General features: G+C 68.5%; 21 protein-coding genes. 13 read left to right on the top strand and 8 right to left on the bottom strand.

Annotated features, from left to right (window positions below; genetic code table 11):
- Positions 1–129: 129 nt before the first annotated feature.
- Positions 130–1,098, bottom strand: a complete 969-nt coding sequence (locus tag RCO27_RS19215; protein WP_309004340.1) for an alpha/beta hydrolase — start codon at positions 1,096–1,098, stop codon at positions 130–132.
- Positions 1,099–1,175: 77 nt separating this feature from the next.
- Between RCO27_RS19215 and RCO27_RS19210 the strand changes: the two genes are divergently transcribed.
- Positions 1,176–1,565 carry a helix-turn-helix domain-containing protein gene (locus RCO27_RS19210; RefSeq protein ID WP_309004339.1) on the top strand — a complete coding sequence of 130 codons (390 nt, stop codon included), beginning with the start codon at positions 1,176–1,178 and terminating at the stop codon, positions 1,563–1,565.
- Position 1,566: 1 nt separating this feature from the next.
- Here the strand turns inward: RCO27_RS19210 and RCO27_RS19205 are convergent, their stop codons facing one another.
- The 3 genes from RCO27_RS19205 to galE form a co-directional block, all read right to left on the bottom strand.
- Positions 1,567–1,902: a multidrug efflux SMR transporter gene (locus tag RCO27_RS19205; protein WP_309004338.1), complete on the bottom strand. Its 336-nt coding sequence runs from the start codon at positions 1,900–1,902 to the stop codon at positions 1,567–1,569.
- A gap of 142 nt (positions 1,903–2,044) precedes the next feature.
- On the bottom strand, positions 2,045–2,293 hold the full coding sequence (locus RCO27_RS19200; RefSeq protein ID WP_309004337.1) for a hypothetical protein: 249 nt from the start codon (positions 2,291–2,293) through the stop codon (positions 2,045–2,047).
- Positions 2,294–2,575: 282 nt separating this feature from the next.
- Entirely contained in the window at positions 2,576–3,580 is a 1,005-nt protein-coding gene (gene galE / locus RCO27_RS19195) for a UDP-glucose 4-epimerase GalE (RefSeq protein ID WP_309004336.1), read from the bottom strand.
- Between the two features lie 95 nt (positions 3,581–3,675).
- Here galE and RCO27_RS19190 point away from each other — a divergent pair, with 95 nt between their 5' ends.
- The 3 genes from RCO27_RS19190 to gpmA are packed head-to-tail and all read left to right on the top strand — an operon-like array spanning position 3,676 to position 6,137.
- Positions 3,676–4,287, top strand: coding sequence for a DUF4136 domain-containing protein (locus RCO27_RS19190; RefSeq protein ID WP_309004335.1), 612 nt, complete (start codon positions 3,676–3,678; stop codon positions 4,285–4,287).
- 27 nt (positions 4,288–4,314) lie between these two features.
- Entirely contained in the window at positions 4,315–5,448 is a 1,134-nt protein-coding gene (locus tag RCO27_RS19185; RefSeq protein WP_309004334.1) for a M14-type cytosolic carboxypeptidase, read from the top strand.
- The gene (gpmA, locus tag RCO27_RS19180) at positions 5,448–6,137 is read left to right on the top strand and encodes a 2,3-diphosphoglycerate-dependent phosphoglycerate mutase (RefSeq protein WP_309004333.1); all 690 of its coding nucleotides are present in this window, start codon (positions 5,448–5,450) and stop codon (positions 6,135–6,137) included. The genes RCO27_RS19185 and gpmA overlap by 1 nt, the downstream gene beginning before the upstream one ends.
- 92 nt (positions 6,138–6,229) lie before the next feature.
- On the opposite strand, the gene RCO27_RS19175 is transcribed toward gpmA, so the two are convergent.
- The gene (locus RCO27_RS19175) at positions 6,230–6,574 is read right to left on the bottom strand and encodes a hypothetical protein (RefSeq protein WP_309004332.1); all 345 of its coding nucleotides are present in this window, start codon (positions 6,572–6,574) and stop codon (positions 6,230–6,232) included.
- Between the two features lie 81 nt (positions 6,575–6,655).
- Between RCO27_RS19175 and RCO27_RS19170 the strand changes: the two genes are divergently transcribed.
- The 7 genes from RCO27_RS19170 (at position 6,656) to RCO27_RS19140 (ending at position 16,495) form a co-directional block, all read left to right on the top strand.
- Positions 6,656–7,159 (top strand): CinA family protein, encoded by a 504-nt coding sequence (locus RCO27_RS19170; RefSeq protein ID WP_374990399.1) that lies wholly within the window; start codon positions 6,656–6,658, stop codon positions 7,157–7,159.
- Positions 7,159–9,222 (top strand): NAD(+) synthase, encoded by a 2,064-nt coding sequence (locus RCO27_RS19165; protein ID WP_309004330.1) that lies wholly within the window; start codon positions 7,159–7,161, stop codon positions 9,220–9,222. Before RCO27_RS19170 ends, RCO27_RS19165 begins: the two co-directional genes overlap by 1 nt.
- 52 nt (positions 9,223–9,274) lie before the next feature.
- Positions 9,275–10,405, top strand: a complete 1,131-nt coding sequence (locus RCO27_RS19160) for a DUF47 family protein (RefSeq protein WP_309004329.1) — start codon at positions 9,275–9,277, stop codon at positions 10,403–10,405.
- Positions 10,405–11,406, top strand: coding sequence for an anion permease (locus tag RCO27_RS19155; protein ID WP_309004328.1), 1,002 nt, complete (start codon positions 10,405–10,407; stop codon positions 11,404–11,406). Before RCO27_RS19160 ends, RCO27_RS19155 begins: the two co-directional genes overlap by 1 nt.
- Before the next feature lie 86 nt (positions 11,407–11,492).
- Complete coding sequence (locus RCO27_RS19150) at positions 11,493–14,750, top strand: amidohydrolase family protein (RefSeq protein WP_309004327.1); 3,258 nt, start codon at positions 11,493–11,495, stop codon at positions 14,748–14,750.
- 291 nt (positions 14,751–15,041) lie between these two features.
- Positions 15,042–15,356 (top strand): PilZ domain-containing protein, encoded by a 315-nt coding sequence (locus RCO27_RS19145; protein WP_309004326.1) that lies wholly within the window; start codon positions 15,042–15,044, stop codon positions 15,354–15,356.
- A gap of 116 nt (positions 15,357–15,472) precedes the next feature.
- A complete protein-coding gene (locus tag RCO27_RS19140; RefSeq protein ID WP_309004325.1) occupies positions 15,473–16,495 on the top strand; it encodes a hypothetical protein in 1,023 nt (340 codons plus the stop codon).
- On the opposite strand, the gene RCO27_RS19135 is transcribed toward RCO27_RS19140, so the two are convergent.
- The 3 genes from RCO27_RS19135 to RCO27_RS19125 all read right to left on the bottom strand — a co-directional run bounded on the left by RCO27_RS19135 (position 16,492) and on the right by RCO27_RS19125 (position 19,589).
- On the bottom strand, positions 16,492–17,595 hold the full coding sequence (locus RCO27_RS19135; protein WP_309004324.1) for an aldo/keto reductase: 1,104 nt from the start codon (positions 17,593–17,595) through the stop codon (positions 16,492–16,494). The two genes, RCO27_RS19140 and RCO27_RS19135, sit on opposite strands and share 4 nt — an antisense overlap.
- A gap of 27 nt (positions 17,596–17,622) precedes the next feature.
- Entirely contained in the window at positions 17,623–18,612 is a 990-nt protein-coding gene (locus tag RCO27_RS19130; protein ID WP_309004323.1) for an aldo/keto reductase, read from the bottom strand.
- Between the two features lie 251 nt (positions 18,613–18,863).
- The gene (locus RCO27_RS19125) at positions 18,864–19,589 is read right to left on the bottom strand and encodes an SDR family oxidoreductase (protein ID WP_309004322.1); all 726 of its coding nucleotides are present in this window, start codon (positions 19,587–19,589) and stop codon (positions 18,864–18,866) included.
- Positions 19,590–19,735: 146 nt separating this feature from the next.
- Between RCO27_RS19125 and RCO27_RS19120 the strand changes: the two genes are divergently transcribed.
- Together RCO27_RS19120 and RCO27_RS19115 are read left to right on the top strand one after the other, a co-directional pair.
- Positions 19,736–20,632, top strand: a complete 897-nt coding sequence (locus tag RCO27_RS19120) for an AraC family transcriptional regulator (RefSeq protein WP_309004321.1) — start codon at positions 19,736–19,738, stop codon at positions 20,630–20,632.
- A gap of 109 nt (positions 20,633–20,741) precedes the next feature.
- Positions 20,742–21,200 (top strand): DUF2267 domain-containing protein, encoded by a 459-nt coding sequence (locus RCO27_RS19115; protein ID WP_309004320.1) that lies wholly within the window; start codon positions 20,742–20,744, stop codon positions 21,198–21,200.
- Positions 21,201–21,223: the final 23 nt, after the last annotated feature.

Raw genomic sequence — 21,223 nt, 5'->3', positions numbered from 1 at the left:
AGGTCCTGCACCGGCAGGCTCAGGAAGATCATCTTGGTCATCGCGGGTCTCCTCATCGTGTCAGTGGGCTTCATGGGTTGCCGATCCTGCGACGAACGAGGTCCGCCCGTTTCGACATGACGGCCATCCTCAAATGCCCTCCCAGAGCGACCGGGCCTCTTCGACGATCGTGTCCGGGAATTCTTCAGGAAAGAACAGCTTTGCGCCCTCCACGTAGCGGACTCCGCGCGAGCCCGGCAGGGTCCGGTCGAGCCACGCGGCCCACTCAGGAGGAAACAGGATATCGGCGGTCCCCCAGACCATCCGCGCCGGAATCGCCGACCGGCGCAGCGCCGGCTCGATCGCGAGCAGCGGATTGGGAACGAAGGCGATACCATAACCCTGCGCCTGACTGCGCCGCTTCTCGCCCGTGACCAGCGGGCGCAGATAGGTTTCGAGCAGCTCGGGCGTGAGGATGCGTGGATCGGTGTAGACCGGACCCAGGGTGATGCCGCTCTCACTCGATTGCGCGAACGCACTGTCGGCAAGCTGGCGGTCGAAATTGCGGATCAGCTCGCCGGCACGCGCCGCTGCCAGCGCGGGCTCGAGCAAGGCCGGCGGGCTGTTGGTGTGGACGTCACCATTGGTGATGAGCAGCGAGCGCACCCGCTGCGGATGGCGGGCGGCCAGCAGCTGGGCGATCGCGGTCGCGCTGTCGTTGGAGACGATGTCGGCCGCCTCGATGCCGAGCACGTCCATCACCGTGACGACCATCTCGCTCTGGGCGATCGGCGACAGATCGGCATCGGCCGGGACGTCGCTATAGCCCAGGCCCATGAAATCCGCGGCCACGCACCGCCGGATATCAGCAAGCCCGGCCATCGCGCCACGCCACTGGAACCCGTTGAGCGGCCAGCCATGCAGGAACAGGGCGGCCGGCCCGATGCCGCGTTCGACATAGGCGATGCGGCCGAACTGCGTGTCGAGGAAGCGCCGCGCCGCATGGAATTCCGCCGGCCGCCATTCGCGCGGCGCCTCGGCCCGCGCGGCCGTTCCCAGCCCGCTGCCGATCAGCCCCGCCGCCGCCGTGCTCGTGGTCAAAAATTCGCGTCTGGTCATCGATCTACTCCCTTGCCGATTCGCATCCACTGCGCGACACAGCACGTCGGACCGCTCCTTTCCAAACGGGTAGCCAGATGACGATGCCAGCCTTAGCCGTGGTCGAGCCCGAGCTCCCGCCGCCGCCCGAGGAGCTGTTCGATGCCGATTTCTTCCGCCTTGCCAGCGAATGCACGGTCGAGGCCTGGCTTGCGTTTCTCGGCCATCGCTGGAGTGCGCTGACGCTCTATCATCTGGCCCAGGGGCCAAAACGGTTCGGCGAGATCGCGGCCTGCCTGCCCACGGCAACCCCTAAGGTCCTGACCGAGCGGATCGTCGCGCTGGAGCGCTATGGCCTCATCTGCCGTCCGACCGGTGCGCGCGGCGAAGCCTATGCGCTGACCGAAAAGGGCGCGGAGCTCAGCCGGCTGCTGGACCAGCTCGAAATCTGGTCCCGCGATTTCCCGAAGGTCGAGCTGGCGCGATGATTCAGTGCATCGCCTGGGCCGGCGTCACCAGGCTGAGCCCGACCGCGCCGATGCCGACCAGCGCCATGAATCCGATCTGCGAGAGCGTCAGCGGCTGGCGGAACAGGAAGACGCCGATCAGCGCGATGCCGACGATACCGACGCCCGACCAGATCGCATAGGCGACGCCGACCGGGATTCGCGTGAAGGCGAAGGCGAGCAGCCAGAAGCACAAGGTATAGAGCGCGATCGAGCCGATCCCGTAGAGCGGCCGCGTGAAGCCGGCCGAGGCCTTGAGCAAGCTGGTCGCGCAGATCTCCAGCACGATCGCGGCGGCAAGCAGCATCCAGGCATTCATGGCAGGAGCCTTCCATGCAAGAGTGCACGCGGGAGACCTACACGCGCGGGCTCCGCAAAGCCAAAAAAGCCCCCGATCTCCTGGAGAGACCGGGGGCCAGGCTACCGCTTCAACCTAGGGAGACCTCCGCGGTAAAAGGAGCCTAGAGGCCGTTCGATACATTCTCCGCCGTCGCATTGGCGTCGACCGGCGGTGCCGCGAGGTTCGCGTCCGCCGCGTTGCCGAGCACCGCATTGGCGTCGAGCAGGTTGTCGCCGCCGAGATCCTCGTCGGTCAGGTTGTAGAGCTCGTCAGCGGTGTTGTTGGCCGCAACGTTGGTCTCGGCGCCGCCCCCGCAGGCGCTGAGAGCCACCAGGCCGGCGGCGAGGAAAAGCGTGGAAGCGAGTTTCATTGCTGGGTTCCCCTGTTGACGAATCGTGGGGTTGGGAAACAACCACCGGGGCGGCTTCGCTGCAATGCGGGAAAGCGCGGCCGCGCAACTTTGCACGATCGTGACCGGTGCGCAGCCGGTTCGGCATGCTTATTCTCGAAAGCGGCAGCCGATTGGCAAATCCTTCCCCGAGTCTGAAACCGTCATTGCGAGCGCAGCGAAGCAATCCAGCGCAGCCTCGGGCGCCACACTGGATTGCTTCGTCGCTTCGCTCCTCGCAATGACGCGATAAGGCAAGACCAGCTAGCGGTGCCGTTCGGCCAGCGCCCTTTCCCAGGCGAGCGCGTCGGCGACGATCGTGTCGAGATCGTCGCGCGCCGGCCGCCACGGCACGGTGCCGAGGATGCGGGCATTGTCGGCGATCAGCAGCGGCGGATCGCCGGCCCGGCGCGGCGACAGGCGTCGCTCGATCGTCAGGTTGGTCACCCGGTCAACGCTGTCGAGCACCTCGAGAACCGAAAAGCCGCGGCCATAGCCGCAGTTCATGATGTGGCTGGCCTCCGGCTCGGCGATCAGCTTCTCCAGCGCGGCGACATGGGCGGCGGCGAGATCGCTGACATGGATATAGTCGCGCACGCCGGTGCCGTCGGGCGTGTCATAGTCGGTGCCGAACACGTCGACATGGCCGCGCTTGCCGATCGCCGCCTCGACCGCGACCTTGATCAGATGGGTCGCGCCCGCGGTCGACTGGCCGGAGCGCCCCCGGGGGTCGGCGCCGGCGACGTTGAAGTAACGCAGCGCGCAATAGTTCATGTCATGGGCGTGAGCCGTGTCGGCGAGCATCCGCTCGGTCATCAGCTTCGACCAGCCATAGGGATTGATCGGCTGGGTCGGCATGTCCTCCCGGACCGGCACGGTCTCCGGAATGCCGTAGGTCGCCGCGGTCGAGGAGAAGATGAAGTGGCGGACGCCGCCGTTCACCGCGCTCTCGATCAGCGCCCGGCTCTTCACCGTGTTGTTGCCATAATATTTGAGCGGGTCGGCGACCGACTCCGGCACGATGATCGATCCGGCGAAATGCATGATCGCGCCGATATCATGCTCGGCGATGATCCTTGCGACCAGGTCCTGATCGGCGACGTCGCCGCGCACGAAGGTCACGGCCTTCGGCACCGCCCATTCGAACCCGGTCGACAGGTCGTCGATGACCACCACCGGCCAGCCTGCATCGAGCAGGGCCAACACCGCATGGCTGCCGATATAGCCGGCCCCGCCGGTCACGAGAACCGGTACGCGCGCGTCGCTCACGAACTTTCCTTTCCTTCGCTGTTGGATGCAGCGAAAAACCGCTTAGGATCGTTACAGGTCCTATACAGTTTCGTTCGCTGCCGAGGAGGTGGGTGATGAAAAAAACGATCGCGCGATTCGGTTCCATCTTCATGGCGGCGGCTCTGATGGCAGGCTGCGCCACGGACACGGGCGGCGCGGCGTCGGGCGCCTCCGTCACCCGCTTCCATCTCGGCCAGCCGATCGCGCGCGGCGAGATCGTCATCGAGCCGGCCGACCGTTCGGAGGCCGGGACCCTGGAATTCCAGCAGCTCGCCGCGCCGGTCGAGCGCGAGCTCATCCGGCTGGGCTGGAACGTCACCCGCAGCAATGCGCGCTCCGAGCAGGTCGCGGTGGTCGGCGTCGAGCAGGGCAGCCGCGAGGCGCGCAGCCGCTCGGGGCTCAGCATCGGCGTCGGCGGCGGCACCGGCGGGTGGCGCGGCGGCGGGGTCGGCGTGGGCGTCGGCGGCACCATCCCGCTCGGCCGGTCCGGCCCCATCATCGTCACCCAGCTCTCCGTGCGCATCCAGCGCCGCTCCGATGCCACCGTCGCCTGGGAAGGTCGAGCGCAGATGGAGGCGCGAATCGGTGCGCCGTTCTCCGATGCCCGTGAAGCGACGGATCGGCTCGCCGTCGCCCTGTTTCAGGACTTCCCCGGCGAGTCCGGCCGCACTATCAGGGTCCGCTGACTCCCCCTTTTACCAATCAAGGACGCAATGACCCTTTCCGTTTCCAGCGCCTTCGACGGCGGCAACATCCGTGTGGTCGCCATCGATGGCGAGCGCATCGACCTCGAGATCGTCACCGATCACCTGTCCGACTTCTATCAGTGGTTCTACTTCCGCGTGACCGGGGCCGGCGGCCGCCCGCTCACCCTCAACCTCCTCAACTGCGCCGGCGCGGCCTATCCGCACGGCTGGGACAATTATCGCGCCTGCATGTCCTATGACCGCGAGGAGTGGGAGCGGGTCGACACCGCCTATCGGGACGGCACCCTCGCCATCTCGGCAACGCCCGCGTCCGACAGCGTCTGGTTCGCCTATTTCGCGCCCTACACGATGGAGCGCCATCACGAGCTGGTCGCCTCCGTCGCCTCCTTCCCGGGCCTCGCCTACCGATCGCTCGGCCAGACGCTCGACGGCCAGGAGCTCGACTATTTCGAGCTGTCCGGCGGCCCCTTGCAGGTCTGGCTCTATGCGCGCCAGCATCCCGGCGAGACGATGGCCGAATGGTGGATGGAAGGCGCGATCGAGCGGCTGCTCGACGATCACGATCCGGTCACCCGGCGGCTTCGCGAGAAGGCGACCTTCCATATCGTCCCGAACATGAATCCGGACGGGTCGAGGCGCGGCCACCTCCGCACCAACGCGGCCGGCATCAACCTCAACCGCGAATGGCATGCGCCGAGCCTCGAGAAGAGCCCGGAAGTCTACTATGTGCTCGAGGAGATGAAGAAGACCGGCGTCGACTTCGCGATGGACGTCCATGGCGACGAGGCGATCGCCGCCAACTTCCTCGCCGGCTTCGAGGGTATCCCCTCCCTCAAGCCGGAGCAGCAGGCGCTGTTCGACGCGTTCAGCGAGGCGCTGGTGGCGGCGACGCCCGATTTCCAGACCTCGAAGGGCTACGAGATCCCCGCCGCCGGCCAGGCCAACCTCTCCATGTCCACCGCCCAGCTCGCCGAGCGGTTCGGCGCGGTCTCGATGACGCTGGAGATGCCGTTCAAGGACAATGACGACCTGCCCGACCCGGTCTACGGCTGGTCGCCGGAGCGCTGCCGACTGCTCGCCCGCGCCTGCCTCGACGCGCTCCATACGGTGATCGATCGGGTCGCGGAGTATCGGCGCTGATGCCCCGTCTCGTTCTCGTCCGCCACGGCCAGTCGGCCTGGAATCTCGAAAACCGCTTCACCGGCTGGTGGGACGTCGACCTGACCGCGCAGGGCGTCGCGGAGGCCAAGGCGGCGGGCGAGTTGCTCGCGGTGCGTGGGCTGGATTTCGACCTCACCTTCACCAGCCTCCAGACCCGGGCGATCAAGACGCTGAACATCGCGCTCGAGGCGATGGGCCGGCTCTGGCTCCCGGTCGAGAAGGACTGGCGCCTGAACGAGCGCCACTATGGCGGCCTCACCGGCCTCGACAAGGCGGAAACCGCGGCCAGGCACGGCGCCGACCAGGTCCAGATCTGGCGCCGCTCGTTCGACATCCCGCCCCCGGCGCAGGAACCGGGCGGCGAATTCGACCTCACCAGCGACCGCCGCTATGCCGGCATCGCGATTCCCTCGACAGAGAGCCTCAAGGACACGATCGCGCGCGTGCTGCCCTGTTGGGAGTCGCGGATCGCGCCGGCGCTGCAGGACGGCCGGCGCGTCCTCATCTCCGCCCACGGCAATTCCCTGCGCGCGCTGGTCAAGCACCTGTCGAACATCCCCGACGAGGAGATCACCGGCCTCGAAATCCCGACCGGCCAGCCGATCGTCTACGAGCTCGACGACAGTCTCGCCGAGATCGAGCGCTACTACCTCAAGGACCGCGACTGATCGTCATCCCGGCGAAGGCCGGGATCTCAGGACAAGAGGACACGACGCGACTCGTTGAGACCCCGGCCTTCGCCGGGGTGACGGCATTGAGTTCAATCCACTCGCGACCCGACCGGAGGCGGGTCGCTTGCCGGGAAGCTCTCGTCGGAGGCCTGGTCGACCTTCTCCCAGTCCTTGGGCGGGTCGCGCATTGCATCGGGGCCGGCTGAGCGGGTGGCGCCGTGACTCGGCTCGACCTTGCCGGTGCTGTGGGCTGCCGCGTCGCGTTCGCCACTTTCCACCTTGCGGCGGCCAAAGGTGAACAGTGCGGCGCCGGCAGCCGCCACGGCGGCGCCCGCGGCGGCAATGATGGTGCGGTTGCGTGTCCATTTCATGAGCGGTTGGGTTCCCTCCTGGCCGCTGCTGTCGGAGCGGCTGTTCGCTTTGGTCTTCGCCATGCGACTTACCTCCTGATTGCGTCCTCGGAACAATCGGCGCAGGGGACCGGTTCCCCGCAGCGGCTCGAGGCAGGAGAGATTATTTTGGGCGAGGCCGAAACGCTGTCACCCGTGTTGCCTGTGGCGCTCGAGGAGGCGACGCGGCGGCTACTCGAAAAGGCGTGCGAGCGGAAGCTGGTTCTGGCCACCGCCGAGAGCTGCACCGGCGGGATGCTCGCCTCACTGCTGACCGATGTGCCCGGCGTCGCCCATGTCTTCGACCGCGGTTTCGTCACCTATAGCGAGGAAGCGAAGACGGAGCTGCTCGGCGTGCCGACCAACCTCATCTTGCGCGAAGGCGCGGTGTCGAAGCCAGTGGCGGTCGCCATGGCCGAAGGTGCGCTCGCCCGGTCGCGCGCCAACCTCGCGCTTGCCATCACCGGCTTTGCCGACAAAGGCGACGAGCCGGGGCTGGTCCACTTCGCCTGTGCGCGAGCGGGACGGGTGACGGCGCATCGCGAAGAGCATTTCGGTACTATCGGCCGCGGTGCTACGAGGATCGCGGCAATGGAGGTCGGCATCGAGATGATGACGGAGATGCTCTAGTGGCGGAGGCGAAGAAGACGCTCCCGTTCAGTGCGATCCACCGCCACGGCTTCGTGCGCGTCGCCGCGGCGAGCCCGCCCGCCTCGGCCGGCGACATCGCCTTCAACGTCGACCAGACGGTCGCGCTGGCGAAAGCGGCGGCGGAGCGCGGCGTCGATCTCGCCATCTTCCCGGAGCTCAACATCTCCTCCTATGCCGTCGACGACCTGCACCTGCAGGACGCCTTCCTCGACCAGGTCGAGGCCGGGATCGGCCGGCTTGCGAAGGAAACGGCCGAGCTTGGCACCGTTCTCCTCGTCGGCGCGCCGGTGCGCCGCAATGGCCGGCTCTACAATTGCGCGGTCGTGCTGACCCGCGGCGTCATCCTCGGCGTCGTACCCAAGACGTTTCTTCCCAATTACCGCGAATATTACGAGAAGCGCTGGTTCGCCTCGGGCGTCGGCCTCGCCGGCCTCAAAGTCCAGCTGGCCGGCCAGCATGCCCCCTTCGGCGCCGACCTCATCTTCGCCGCCGACGATCTCGCCGATTTCGTCCTCCATGCAGAGATCTGCGAGGATTTCTGGGCGCCGCTGCCGCCCTCCACCCATGGCGCGCTCGCCGGCGCGCTGATCCTCTGCAACCTCTCCGCCTCCAACATCACCATCGGCAAGGCCGACGAGCGGGCGCTGCTCTGCGCGTCGCAGTCCGCCCGCTGCGCCGCCGCCTACGTCTTCTCGGCCTCGGGGCCGGGCGAGAGCACGACCGATCTCGCCTGGGACGGTCAGGGCTCGATCTACGAGCTCGGCGAACTGCTCGCCGCCACCGGCCGCTTCGACCGCGGCGCCGAACTGGCGGTCGCCGACATCGACGTCCAGCGCCTTCGTCTCGAGCGGATGCGCACCGGCACGTTCAACGACGCCGCGCACGCCCATGGCGACCCCGAGACGAAGTTCCGCCGCGTCGGCTTCGCGCACCGGCCCGCTATGGCCGACATCGGCTTCGAGCGGGTCCTGCGCCGCTTCCCTTATGTTCCCAACCGCGCCGACCAGCTCGACCAGGATTGCTACGAGGCGTTCAACATCCAGGTGCAGGGCCTGGTCCGCCGCTTCGAGGCGACGGCGGGAACGCACCTCGTCATCGGCGTCTCGGGCGGCCTCGATTCCACCCATGCGCTGATCGTCGCCTGCAAGGCCTGCGACCAGCTCGGCCTGCCGCGCTCGACCGTGCTCGGCTTCACCCTGCCCGGTTTCGCGACGGGCGAAGAAACGAAGGGCAATGCCTGGGCGCTGATGAACGCGCTGGGGATCACTGGCGAGGAGATCGACATCAAGCCGGCGGCCCGCCAGATGCTCGCCGACATGGGCCATCCCTTCGCCCAGGGCGAGCCGGTCTACGACATCACCTTCGAGAATGTGCAGGCAGGCCTTCGCACCGACTATCTCTTCCGTCTGGCCAACCAGCGCGGCGGCTTCGTCGTCGGCACCGGCGACCTTAGCGAGACCGCATTGGGCTGGTCGACCTACGGTGTCGGCGACCAGATGAGCCACTACGGCGTCAACGCCGGCGTGCCCAAGACGCTGATCCAGTATCTCATCCGCTGGGTGATCAAGACCGGCCAGTTCGATGCCGAGACCAACCGCGTCCTCCAGGCCATCCTCGATACGAAAATCTCGCCCGAGCTGGTGCCGGCTGACGAGACGAGCGGCCTGCAATCGACCGAGGACCGGATCGGTCCCTACGAGCTGCACGACTTCTTCCTCTATCACATCCTGAGGAGCGGCCAGCCGCCGTCCAAGGTCGCCTTCCTCGCCCATCAGGCCTGGAAGGACGCCGGCGCGCATCTCTGGCCGTTCGACTATCCCGACCACCTCAGGCGCGAATATGACCTCGCCACGATCCGCAAATGGCTGGAGATCTTCCTCTTCCGCTTCTTCCAGCTCTCGCAATACAAGCGCAGCGCCATCCCCAACTCGCCCAAGGTCTCCGCCGGCGGCGCGCTCAGCCCCCGCGGCGACTGGCGCGCGCCGAGCGACGGCACGGCCGATCCCTGGCTCGACGAGCTGAAGGCGGCATTCGGAGAGTAGGCACCGCCGCGGCACGTCTGGCGTTACGGAATTGTGACGTCTAGATGACCACATGGTTACAGCCCCGGCCCCCGCGATCGAGCAGTTCGGCGTCCTGCCCTACCGGGTCGAATCGTCGGGCGCGGTCAGCATCCTGCTCATCACCTCGCGCGACACCGGCCGCTGGATCATTCCCAAGGGCAACCCCGACCCCAAGCTTTCGCCTCAGGAAGCGGCCTTGCTGGAGGCGCATGAGGAAGCCGGGGTCGAAGGCGAAGTCGGCGACGTGCCGGTCGGCACCTATCGCTATGTGAAGGAGAAGCGCGCCGGGCAGGTCATGCCCGTCGACGTGCGCGTCTTTCCGCTCAAGGTGACGCGCCAGCTCGACGACTGGCCCGAGCGCCACGAGCGTTCGGCACGCTGGTTCAGCATTGCCGAGGCCGCCGGCTCTGTCGCCGAGCGGAGCCTGCGCGCGCTGATCCTCTCGTTCCGGCCGGCAGGGGCCAATGTGCCGGTCGCGCGACCGGAGAGGTCCGAAGACAGAGCCAAGGGGTGGGGCATGCTCAACATCTTCCGCGCGATCATGCCGAAGGAGGACCGCTTCTTCGACATGTTCCGCCGCCACGCCGACATCCTCGTCGCCGGCGCCGACGCGATGGTGGCGATGTTCTCGGGCGAGGAGAGCGTCGCCGAATCCTGCCGCCGCATCGCCCAGCACGAGCATGCCGCCGACGACGTCACCCGCGACGTGTTGGTCGCGGTGCGCCGCTCGTTCATCACCCCGTTCGACCGCAGCGCGATCACCGCTCTGGCCTCGGCGATGGACGACAGCCTCGACGAGATGTGGCAGACCGCCAAGGCGATCACCCTCTATGAGGTCGAGAGTTTCGAGCCGCAATTGCTGGAGATGAGCCAACTCGCGGCGGAGGCGGCGCGGCTGGTGCGAGAGGGCGTGCCGCTCCTCAGGCATGTCGGCCGCAACGCCCACCGGCTCCACCAGATCACCGAGGCGATCGTCCACCTGGAAGGCCGCGCCGACGAGCTCCATGCCGCCGGCCTCAAGGCGATCTATCAGGCGCACGGCGCGAAGCGGCCGATGACCTTCTTCATCGGCCGCGAGATCTTCAGCCATGTCGAGCGGGTGCTCGACCGGCTCGAGGACGTCGCCGACGAGATGCAGGGCATCGTGATCGACCACGCCTGATGGACGGCGCGCTCCCCTTCTACCTGCTGGTCGCGCTGATCGGCGTCGCCCTGCTGTTCGATTTCCTGAACGGCCTGCACGACGCCGCCAATTCGATCGCGACGGTGGTCTCGACCCGGGTGCTGAGCCCGCAGGTCGCGGTCGCCTGGGCCGCCTTCTTCAACTTCATCGCCTTCCTGTTCTTCGGCCTCCACGTCGCCGAGACGATCGGCAAGGGCATCGTCTCGGCCGACATCATCGATCCCGCCGTCGTGTTCGGCGCGCTGATGGGCGCGATCGTCTGGAACCTCATCACCTGGGCGCTCGGCATCCCCTCCAGCTCCAGCCATGCGCTGATCGGCGGGCTGCTCGGCGCCGGCATCTCCAAGGGCGGCCTGGCGGTGGTCGAAGGGTCCGGCGTCCTCAAGACCTCGGTCGCGATCTTCCTGTCGCCAACGCTCGGCATGTTCGTCGCCCTGCTGCTGGTGATCCTCACCTCCTGGCTGTTCCGCCGGGTCGACGCGCCGACCGCCGACAAGTCGTTCCGCCGGATGCAGCTCGTCTCGGCCGCCGCCTATTCGCTCGGCCATGGCGGCAACGACGCGCAGAAGACGATGGGGATCATCGCCGTGCTGCTCTTCTCGCAGGGCCTGCTCGGCAGCGAGTTCTACGTGCCCTTCTGGGTGGTGCTCTCGGCCCAGGCGGCGATGGGGCTCGGCACTTTGTTCGGCGGCTGGCGGATCGTCCACACGATGGGCTCACGCATCACCCGTCTGACCCCGCACCAGGGCTTCTGCGCGGAGACGGGCGGCGCGATCATGCTGTTTTCGGCGACCTGGCTCGGCATCCCGGTCTCGACCACCCACACGATCACCGGCTGCATCATGGGCGTCGGCGCCGCGCGCCGCGCCTCGGCGGTGCGCTGGGGCGTCGCCGGCAACATCGTCATCGCCTGGATCGTCACCATGCCCGCCGCCGCGATCATCGGCGCCGCCTTCTACTGGCTGACGCGGCTGTTCTAGCCGCAGCCTTGCGTGTCTCAGCCGGATAGGGCACCGTCCGCGCCGTCCCACATCCGCGCCGAGTCCTACAAGGGGGTTTCCACGCCATGATCCGCAGCTTTGCCGCGCTTACGCTCCTGCTCGTCTCCACCACAGCCACGGTCGCCGTCGCCCAGCGCGGCGACAGGGAGGAGCCGAAATGGGACGTCAACGCGCCACCGGGCCAGCGGACGCGGCAGGTGCAGATCAACACCGATGAGGGCACATGGATGAACGTCGACGTCAGCCCGGACGGGCGGACGATCGCGTTCGATCTCCTGGGCGACATCTACACGATGCCGATCGAGGGCGGCATGCCGCGCCGGATCACCTCCGGCCTCGCCTTCGACATGCAGCCGCGCTTCTCGCCCGACGGGCGCCAGATCGCCTTCACCTCGGATCGCGGCGGCGGCGACAACATCTGGGTGATGGCGACCGACGGCACCGGCGCCCGGGCGATCACCAGCGAGACCTTCCGCCTGCTCAACAACCCGACCTGGAGCCCGGACGGCCGCTACATCGCCGCACGCAAGCATTTCACCACCCAGCGCTCGCTCGGCACCGGCGAGATCTGGCTCTATCATGCCAGCGGCACCGGCGAGGGCGTCGCTTTGATCGAACGCCCAAACCCGCAGTTCCAGAAGGAGCTGGGCGAGCCCGCGTTCAGCCATGACGGCCGCTACATCTATTTCAGCCGCAACACGACGCCCGGCAACATCTTCGAATATGCGCAGGACGCCAACCAGGAGGTGTTCGCGATCGAGCGCTACGAGCTGGCCTCCGGCGAGCGCACCCAGGTGGCCGGCGGTCCCGGCGGCGCGGTCCGGCCCGAGCCGTCGCCGGACGGGCGCTGGCTGGCCTTCGTCCATCGCACGGGGGGCCTCAGCCGCCTGTTCGTCCGCGACCTGCGCACCGGCGAGCAGCGCCAGGTCTATGCCGATCTCGACCAGGACGTGCAGGAGACCTGGGCGGTCCATGGCGTCTATCCGAACATGGGCTGGACGCCGGACAGCAACACGATCGTGTTCTGGGCCGGCGGCAAGCTGCGCCGCGTCAACGTCGACGGCTCGGCTGCGGCGGAGATTCCGTTCCAGGTCAATGACACCCGCGTCGTGATCGATCCGCAAATCCCGTCGGTCGCGGTCGCGCCTGACAGCTTCACCACCCGGATGCCGCGCTTCGCCTCGGTGTCGCCGGACGGCAGCCGCGTCGTCTTCGAAACGCTGGGCCGGCTCTACATCCGCGACATGGCCGGCAATGCGAGCCCGCGCCTGCTCACCGCCGAGGACGGCGACTTCCAGCTCTTCCCGTCCTGGTCGCGCGACGGCAGCCGGATCGTCTTCGTGTCGTGGAACGACCAGCGGCTCGGCGAAGTCCGCACCGTCGCCGCCGATGGCAGCGGGCTCACCACCGTGACGCGGCAACCCGGCCACTACCGCCGCCCGCGCTTCTCGCCGGACGGATCGACCATCGTGTTCGAATCGAGCGCGTCGCAGGGGCTGACGTCGAACCGCTGGTCCGAGACCACCGGCGTCTACCGCGTGCCCGCCAATGGCGGCGAACTGACCCGGATCCTCTCCAGCGGCGGCAACCCGCAGTTCGGCGCCGCCTCGGACCGCGTCTTCGTCGAGGTCAACGAGGAACAGAAGCGCAAGCTGATCAGCGTCGACCTCTCCGGCGGCAACCGGCGCAACCATGCGCAGGGCGAGATGGTCACCGGCTACGAAATCTCGCCGGACGGCGGGACGCTCGCCTTCATCGAGGACTACAACGTCTTCGTCACGCCCTTCTTCAACGGCGTCGGCATGCTGAACCTGTCGGCGCGCGGCAACCAGATGCCGGTCACCCGCGCGACCGCCAACGGCGGCAGCTATGCCGGCTGGACCCGCGGCGGCCAGACGCTGACCTGGACGACGGGGCCGAACCTCTACAGCGCCGTGGCCTCCTCCCTCCTGCGCACCGCGCCGGGCGGCGAGGCCTATCGCGTGCCGACCGACGGCACCTCGCTCGCCATCACCGTCGCCGCCGACCGGCCGCAGGGGGTCACCGCGCTCGTCGGCGCGCGCATCGTCACCATGGCGGGCGACGACGGCGGCGTGATCGAGGACGGCGTGATCGTCGTCGACGGCAACCGCATCCAGGCCGTCGGCCCGCGCGCCTCGGTCCAGATCCCGGCCGGCGCGCGCACCGTCGACGTCGCGGGCCGCACCATCATCCCCGGCCTGATCGACGGCCACGCCCATGGCGGCCAGGGCGAGGACGACCTGATCCCGCAGCAGAACTGGTCGGCGCTCTCCCACCTCGCGCTCGGCGTCACCACCGTCCACGACCCGTCGAGCACGGCGAGCGAGATCTTCGTCGCCGGCGAGATGCAGCGCGCCGGCGTGATCCTCGCCCCGCGCACCTTCTCCTCGGGCGAGATCGTCTACGGCGCCCGCTCGCCCGGCCGCTACGCCCTCATCGACAGCTACGACGACGCGCTCGGCCACATCCGGCGGCTGCGCATCGAAGGTGCGCATTCGATCAAGAACTACAACCAGCCGCGTCGCAACCAGCGCCAGCAGGTCGCCGCCGCCGCCCGTGCCGAGAACATCCTCGTCGTCCCCGAGGGCGGCTCGCTGTTCCAGCTCGACGTCACCCTGATCCAGGACGGCAATTCGACCGTCGAGCACAATATCCCGCAGCGGCGCCTCTACAACGATCTGGTGAGCCTCTTCAGCCAGACCCGCGTCGGCTACAACCCGACCCTGGTCGTCACCTATGGCGGGCTCGCCGGCGATCCCTACTGGAGCCAGGCGCAGCAGGTGTGGAACCATCCGCTCCTCACCCGCCATTCGCCGCCCGAGGCGCTCGCCGGCCGCGTGCGCGCGGTGATCGCTCCGGCCGACCAGTTCTCCGACCAGTACAGCGCCCGGGAATCGCACCGGCTGTACCAGGCCGGCGTGCCGATCGCGATCGGCGGCCACGGCCAGCAGCCGGGCCTCGCCGCCCACTGGGAGATCTGGAGCCACGTCCGCGGCGGCGCGAGCCCGCTCGAGGCGCTGCGCCACGGCACGATCGACGGCGCGCGGATGTACGGCTTTTCCGACATCGGCAGCCTGGAGGCCGGCAAGCTCGCCGACCTCCTCATCCTCGACGCCAATCCGCTCGAGGATATCCAGAACACCGACAATATCGTCCAGATCATGCTGAACGGCCGGCTTTACGACGCCGCGACGCTCGACGAGACGGTCACCGGCAACCGCCAGCGTCAGCCTTATTTCTGGGAACAGGACGGCGCCGGCAGCAATCCGGCCGCCGCGACCGTCGGCCACATGGAGGATTGATCGGCGGGCTTGACCTGAACCAACGTCATTGCGAGCCCTTCGACGCCGCCTGCGGCGGCGCTCAGGATAAACTCCGCGAAGCAATCCAGTGGCGCCTCCGACCCAGACTGGATTGCTTCGTCGCTTCGCTCCTCGCAATGACGAGGTGGTCTTGAACAAGCACGCGCCACGCTGGAATCCGCTGGATGCGCCCGCCGCCACCCGGGAAAAACAGGGTTAACGCGGGGAGTCGCGCTCATCTTTCGGTAAATGTTTTTGCGGATACTGTCCCGATCAGCCTGGGATGGGACGATGGCGACACACGCTTTTCAATTGTCCGGCGACATGGTGACGCGGCTCGAGCCGCGCATCGCCGACCACCGCAGCGAGGAACGGCATGGCGGCCTCGTCGACTGCGCAACGCTCTTCTTCCGCGGCGCCGTCTATGTCGTGCCGGTGGTGAACATCTCCAGCCGCGGCACGATGATCGAGAGCGACCTCTTGCCGCGCCTCGGCGAGAACGTGACGATCCGGTTCGAGGCGTGCAGCCCGATCCAGGCCTTCGTCCGCTGGATCCGCGACGGTCGCATCGGCCTCAACTTCGGCGGTGAGCTCACCGTCGGTTAAGCAGCCCACCGGAACCATCCTCAAACCCGCGCTTTGAAGGCGCCTGCGGGACGCGGCTTGATCGGCACGCCGCCGAGGTCCATCCCGTCGATGGTTCACCGCCTTCGAGGATGTGCATGCGTCTCCTTCCCCTGCTCCTCACCGCCGCACTCGTGCCGATGGCCGCGCCCGCCCAGGACACGCCGCCGGCGACGGGTCTCTCCGATCTCAACGCCGCGGTGTCCGAGCTCGACGACAACCCTGAAGACACATCGCAGGAACCCGCAGCCGCGCCTGCCGGGCAGCCGCCGGCCACCGGGGCACCGGCCGACCCGCCGGAGACCGAACCCGCCGAGCCGCCGGCCGCCGAACCCGCCGCCCAGCCGGAACGGCCGCGCCTGACGCCGCCCGCCGGGCCGCTGACGGGCGCCCAACGGGCCGAGCTCGCCGCCGCCGGCCAGCGCGGCCAGCTGCTCATCGCACTCGCCCGCGCCGGCATCATCGGCACGCAGGACATGCTGAGCCGAGTCTCCGATCCCGAAGGCGCCGGCATCGCTGGCTGGATCGCCACGCCCGAAGGCAACGGCATGAGGATCATCTTCTACGCCCGCGGCGAGAGCGGGCCGGTCGCGGTCTACCGCGCCGACATCCTCGGCACGCGCGTCACCTCGCGCGATGTCTTCCTCGGCGCCGACCGGCCAGCGCTGAACCCGCTCGAGGCGCGGATGGCGGCCGCGCGCGACGCCACCGACGGCCTCGAGAACCAGGCCTGCGGCGGCCAGCCGTTCAACGTCTTCGTCATCCCGCCGGCGTCGGCGAGCGCGCCGGTCGACGTCTATCAGATCAGCCCCGCGACCCAGCGCGACCGCTTCCCGCTCGGCGGCCATTTCAGATCGACCGTCGCCGCCGACGGCACCGTCGGCGACACACGCAGCTTCGCCGAGGGCTGTACGGACCTCGCCGCGCCGGCCGCTCCGGCCGGCCAGGCGCGCCAACCGCTCGACGTCGCCGCGCCCGATGATGCGCTGCCCACCGAGATCCACGCCTTCCTGTCGCTGTGGAGCGGCCGCCCCCTGCGCGTCGCCGCCGGCGATCCGCCGCGCGAGTTCCTCGTCGCCGGAGAGGCAATCACCGCGGCCAATCCGCCCGTCGGGCGCTAGGTGACCCCGGCGCCCGCCCCGGCCGGGATGCGCACATTGGCGCGATAGCCGTCGGGCTTGTCGCCGACCGCCGCGCCGCCGGTGATCATGCCCTGCGTCTCGTCCCCGAAGAAGCTGTAGGGGAAGGGCGTGTCCGGCCGGCTCACCTCGTCGAGCCGCGCCGTCAGCGCCGGATCGAGGGTGAAGTCGAGCGCGGCGAGATTGGCCTGGAGCTGATCCACCTTCGTCGCGCCGAGGATCACCGAGGCGATGCCCGGCCGGTTCGCCACCCAGTTGAGCGCGACGCTCGCCATCGACCGGCCGGCCTCCTTCGCAACCGCCTCCAGTTCGGCAACGATCCGCCAGTTGCGCTCGGTGAACTTCTGGAAGCCGGGATTGGTCGAGCCGCGCAGCGTCTCCAGCCGGCCCTGGCCTTGCGCGCCCGGCTTGTACTTGCCGGAAAGCAGGCCGCTGCCGAGCGGGCTCCAGACCGTGACGCCGACGCCATGGGCGGCGCCGAACGGCACGAACTCATGCTCGATGTTGCGCTGGACGAGCGAATATTCGAGCTGGATCGACGAGACCGGTTCCCAGCCCCTCAGCTCCGCCACCGCCTGCGCCCGGCCCGCATACCAGCCCGGCACGTCGGAGAGGCCGACATGGCGGATCTTGCCGGCGCGGACGAGATCGTCGAGCGTGCGCATCGCCTCCTCGGCGGGCGTCAGGCGGTCCCAGCAATGGAGGATGTAGAGGTCGATATAGTCGGTGCCGAGCCGCTTCAGCGAGGCGTCGACCGCGCGCAGGATGTTCTTGCGCCCGTTGCCGCCGGCATTGGGGTTGCCGGGCTCGCCGTTGAAGGTGAACTTGGTCGCCACCACTGCACGGTCGCGCAAGGACCGCTCGGCGATGAACTCGCCAAGCCAGGTCTCACTGATCCCGCCAGTATAGCCGTCGGCGGTGTCGTAAAAATTGCCGCCGGCGTCCGCATAGGCGTTGAACAACGCGCGCGCCGTCTCCTTGTCCGCGCCCCAGCCCCAGTCGGTGCCGAAGGTCATCGTGCCGAGCGCCAGCCGGCTGACCCGAAGGCCGGTCCGGCCGAGCGTGTAATAGTCGGTGTTCATTGGTCGGTTCCTTGTCCGGAAAAGGGGTCAGCGTTCGCTGTCCATGTGCGCGAGCTGGGCGGCGGGGTAGCGTTCGCCCGCCGCCGCGCCCTTGGGCACCGCCGTCTCGATCGCGGCGAGATCCTCCTCGGTCAGCCTGACCTCGAGCGCGCCCAGTGCCTCGTCGAGCCGCTCGCGCCGCCGCGCGCCGACCAAAGGCACGATGCAGCCGCTGCGCGAGAGCACCCAGGCGATGGCGATCTGGGCGACGCTGACGCCCTTCTCCTCGGCGACCCGCCGCAGCGCCTCGACCAGGGCGAGGTTGTGGTCGAGATTTCCGCCCTGGAAGCGCGGGGACATCGCGCGGAAGTCCTGCCCGGCGCGGTCCTTCGACCAATGGCCGCTGATCAGGCCGCGCGAGAGCACGCCATAGCCGGTGATGCCGATGCCGAGCTCCCAGCAGGTCGGCAATATCTCCGTCTCGATCCCCCGCGAGATCAGCGAATATTCGATCTGCAGGTCGCTGATCGGATGGACCGCATGGGCCCGCCGGATCGTCTCGGCGCTGACTTCGCTGAGGCCGATATGGCGGACATGGCCGGCCTGGATCAGCTCGGCGACCGCGCCGACCGTGTCCTCGATCGGCACCTCCGGATCGAGCCGCGACGGCCGGTAGATGTCGATCACGTCGGTGCCGAGCCGCTTCAGCGAATAGGCCGCGAAGTTCTTCACCGCCTTGGGCCGGCCGTCATAGCCGAACCAGCCCATGTCGGGATCGCGCAGCGCGCCGAACTTGACGCTCAGCGTCAGCCGGTCGCGCTCGAGCCTCTTCAGCGCCTCGCCGATCAGCATCTCGTTATGGCCCATGCCGTAGAAGTCGCCGGTGTCGATGAGAGTGATCCCGCGCTCGACCGCCATGGCAAGGGTGGCGAGGCTCTCGCCCCGATCGGCCGGCCCGTAGAAATCGGACATGCCCATGCATCCCAGCCCGATCGCCGAAACCACCGGCCCGGTGCTGCCCAGATGACGCTGCTTCATCGTCCCGTCTCCCTTTTTGTCCCCACCCGCCCGCCAGCGCGGCACGGCGCCGCGCAAGGATTTCGATGCCTGTCGATGTCGGGTATCGCGGCCTTGTCGGGGCCGCCCGGTCCGGACTTGGACCGTCATCCTGCTTATGCCTTGCGCCCGTGCGTCCGCGGTAGACAGATGCGCCGCCATTCTTGCACGATCCTCCGGCTCCGGAGCGGGCACCCCGGAGCCGGACTGGCGCCCGATCGGACACCGGTTGATCAGAAGTCGCCGCGGGTCGGGCGGACGATGATCTCGCTCACGTCGACGTCGTCCGGCTGCTCGATCGCGAAGCGGATCGCGCGGGCGATGGCGTCGGGGGTGATCGCGACGGCGCGGAACTCCTCCATCGCCGCCGATGCGGTCGCATCGGTGATGTCGCTGCCCAGCTCGCTTTCGACGACGCCCGGCGAGATGATCGTCGCGCGCACGTCCTTGTGCTCCTGGCGGATGCCGTCGGTGATCGCCCAGACCGCGAACTTGGTGGCGCAATAGACGGCGCCGGTCGGCACCACATAATGCGCGCCCAATGAGGCGACGTTGACGAACTGGCCGGAGCCCTGCGCCACGAAGCGCGGCAGGCCGGCGGCGACGCCGTTCAGCACGCCGCGCACGTTGACGTCGATCATCCGGTCCCATTCGTCGGTCTTGAGCGCGGCGAGCGGCGACAGCGGCATGACGCCGGCATTGTTGACGATCACGTCGACCCGGCCGAAGCGCGCTTCGGCGTCCGCCACGAACGCTTCGAAATCGGCGCGGTCCGAAACGTCGAGGCGGCGGAAGGCGACCGCGCCGCCAAGCTCCGCGGCCAGCTTTTCCAGCCGGTCGGTGCGCCGCGCGCCGAGCAGGAGCCGGGCGCCGCGGGCGGCCAGCTCGCGCGCCGTCGCCTCGCCGATGCCGCTCGAGGCGCCGGTGATCAGAATGACCTTGTCGGAAATGTCCGTCATGATTCGTCTCCCTGGAATGCGATGGGCGTGATGTGGTGCCGCGGCGATCGGCAGCGGTAGCCGGATGCGCCGCGATCCTTGCACGATCCTCCGAAGCGGGTGCTTTCCGCTTGCGCGCGCGAGGCGGAAGGCGGAAGGGCGCATTCATGGACACGCTCTCTGAAATGGCCGGCCTGATCGCGCGCCACGCCCCCGTGGACGGCATCCACGCGACGCCGGTCGATCGCCTCACCCTTATCCGATCCTCCGGGCCGAGCCTGCCCAGCCCCGGCATCTACCAGCCGTCGCTCTGCCTCGTCGCCAGCGGCGCCAAGCGCGTGACCCTCGGCGACCGAATCTATTGCTACGATGCCTCGCGCTACCTCATCGTGACGGTCGACCTGCCGGTGCTCGGTCATGTCATCGAGGCGACGCCCGACGCGCCCTATCTCTGCGTCCGGCTCGACCTCGATCTCGTCACGCTCGGCCAGCTGATGATCGAGTGCGGGGTCAGCGCGCCGCCGCCCGGCTTCGCGCCCGGCCTCGTCGTCCATGACGCCGATCCCGCGCTGCTCGACGCGGCGGTGCGGCTGCTCAGGCTGCTCGACAGGCCCGGCGACATCGGCGTGCTGGCGCCGCTCGCCGAACGCGAGATACTCTACCGCCTCCTGACCGGCGAGGAAGGCCTCGTCCTGCGCCACATCGCGACGATGCAAAGCCGGCTGGCCCAGGTCAGCCGCGCGATCACCTGGATCAAGCGCCATTTCCGTACCCCGTTCAGCGTCGAGGCGGTGGCGCGCGAGGCGGGGATGAGCCCGTCGGCGCTGCACGCGCATTTCAAGGCGGTCACCGCGATGAGCCCGCTCCAATATCAGAAACAGATGCGCCTGCAGGAAGCGCGCCGGCTGATGCTCGGCCAGGCGCTCGACGCCGCCAGCGCCGGCTTCGAGGTCGGCTACGAAAGCCCGTCCCAGTTCAGCCGCGAATATCGCCGCCTGTTCGGCCTGCCGCCGTCACGCGACATCGTGCGCCTGCGCGCCCATCCCGAGCTGATGCCCGCCTGACCATTTTCCGCGCAGGCGTGTGCGAACAGGGTTGGCGCGCGCACCCTGGCCGGAACGGGCCGTCCGCTGTCTCGTTGATGCCGGCGAGGACTAGCGAAGGAGGCTCATGATGAGCGCCACCGGCCTCGACGTCTTCGACAAGACGCTGCAGACCACCAACATCTGGCTCGGCGAGATCATGGAGCGGCTCGGCCCGGACCGGCAGGTCGCCTGGAAGGTCCTGTCGACCGTGCTGCACAAGCTGCGCGACCGGCTGCCGCTCGAGCTCGCCGCCCACCTGGGCGCGCAGCTGCCGCTGCTGGTGCGCGGAGTCTATTACGACCAGTTCTCGCCGGGCCGGCAGCCGAGCGACTGCCGGACGCCCGAGGAGTTCACCGCCGAGGTCGCCGAATGGCTGAGCGACATCCGGCCGGTCGATCCCGACGAGGCGGTGGCCGCGGTATTCGGCGTACTGAGCCGCCATCTCTCGGACGGCCAGATCGCCAAGGTGCGTGGTGCCCTGCCCAAGGGGCTGCGCATGCTCTGGGACGGGGCGGATGCCCGCATGCTCGCCGACGCCGGGGCCTGAACGGACCGCGCGAACAAATCGTT

This window comes from Sphingosinicella sp. LHD-64, assembly GCF_031157375.1.
Classification (GTDB): domain Bacteria; phylum Pseudomonadota; class Alphaproteobacteria; order Sphingomonadales; family Sphingomonadaceae; genus Allosphingosinicella.
The sequence above is the reverse complement of the archived record's forward strand: the minus strand, read 5'-3'. Positions and strand labels throughout refer to the sequence as shown.

What these genes read in the sequence shown, in the direction of transcription:
- RCO27_RS19115 (WP_309004320.1), top strand. Translation starts at nt 20,742, where the DNA reads ATGAGCGCCACCGGCCTCGACGTCTTCGACAAGACGCTGCAGACCACC.
- RCO27_RS19210 (WP_309004339.1), top strand. Translation starts at nt 1,176, where the DNA reads ATGACGATGCCAGCCTTAGCCGTGGTCGAGCCCGAGCTCCCGCCGCCG.
- RCO27_RS19205 (WP_309004338.1), bottom strand. Translation starts at nt 1,902, where the DNA reads ATGAATGCCTGGATGCTGCTTGCCGCCGCGATCGTGCTGGAGATCTGC.
- RCO27_RS19125 (WP_309004322.1), bottom strand. Translation starts at nt 19,589, where the DNA reads ATGACGGACATTTCCGACAAGGTCATTCTGATCACCGGCGCCTCGAGC.
- RCO27_RS19160 (WP_309004329.1), top strand. Translation starts at nt 9,275, where the DNA reads ATGGTTACAGCCCCGGCCCCCGCGATCGAGCAGTTCGGCGTCCTGCCC.
- gpmA (WP_309004333.1), top strand. Translation starts at nt 5,448, where the DNA reads ATGCCCCGTCTCGTTCTCGTCCGCCACGGCCAGTCGGCCTGGAATCTC.
- RCO27_RS19215 (WP_309004340.1), bottom strand. Translation starts at nt 1,098, where the DNA reads ATGACCAGACGCGAATTTTTGACCACGAGCACGGCGGCGGCGGGGCTG.
- RCO27_RS19135 (WP_309004324.1), bottom strand. Translation starts at nt 17,595, where the DNA reads ATGAACACCGACTATTACACGCTCGGCCGGACCGGCCTTCGGGTCAGC.
- RCO27_RS19175 (WP_309004332.1), bottom strand. Translation starts at nt 6,574, where the DNA reads ATGGCGAAGACCAAAGCGAACAGCCGCTCCGACAGCAGCGGCCAGGAG.
- RCO27_RS19120 (WP_309004321.1), top strand. Translation starts at nt 19,736, where the DNA reads ATGGACACGCTCTCTGAAATGGCCGGCCTGATCGCGCGCCACGCCCCC.
- RCO27_RS19190 (WP_309004335.1), top strand. Translation starts at nt 3,676, where the DNA reads ATGAAAAAAACGATCGCGCGATTCGGTTCCATCTTCATGGCGGCGGCT.
- RCO27_RS19145 (WP_309004326.1), top strand. Translation starts at nt 15,042, where the DNA reads ATGGCGACACACGCTTTTCAATTGTCCGGCGACATGGTGACGCGGCTC.
- RCO27_RS19200 (WP_309004337.1), bottom strand. Translation starts at nt 2,293, where the DNA reads ATGAAACTCGCTTCCACGCTTTTCCTCGCCGCCGGCCTGGTGGCTCTC.
- RCO27_RS19140 (WP_309004325.1), top strand. Translation starts at nt 15,473, where the DNA reads ATGCGTCTCCTTCCCCTGCTCCTCACCGCCGCACTCGTGCCGATGGCC.
- RCO27_RS19150 (WP_309004327.1), top strand. Translation starts at nt 11,493, where the DNA reads ATGATCCGCAGCTTTGCCGCGCTTACGCTCCTGCTCGTCTCCACCACA.
- RCO27_RS19185 (WP_309004334.1), top strand. Translation starts at nt 4,315, where the DNA reads ATGACCCTTTCCGTTTCCAGCGCCTTCGACGGCGGCAACATCCGTGTG.
- RCO27_RS19155 (WP_309004328.1), top strand. Translation starts at nt 10,405, where the DNA reads ATGGACGGCGCGCTCCCCTTCTACCTGCTGGTCGCGCTGATCGGCGTC.
- RCO27_RS19130 (WP_309004323.1), bottom strand. Translation starts at nt 18,612, where the DNA reads ATGAAGCAGCGTCATCTGGGCAGCACCGGGCCGGTGGTTTCGGCGATC.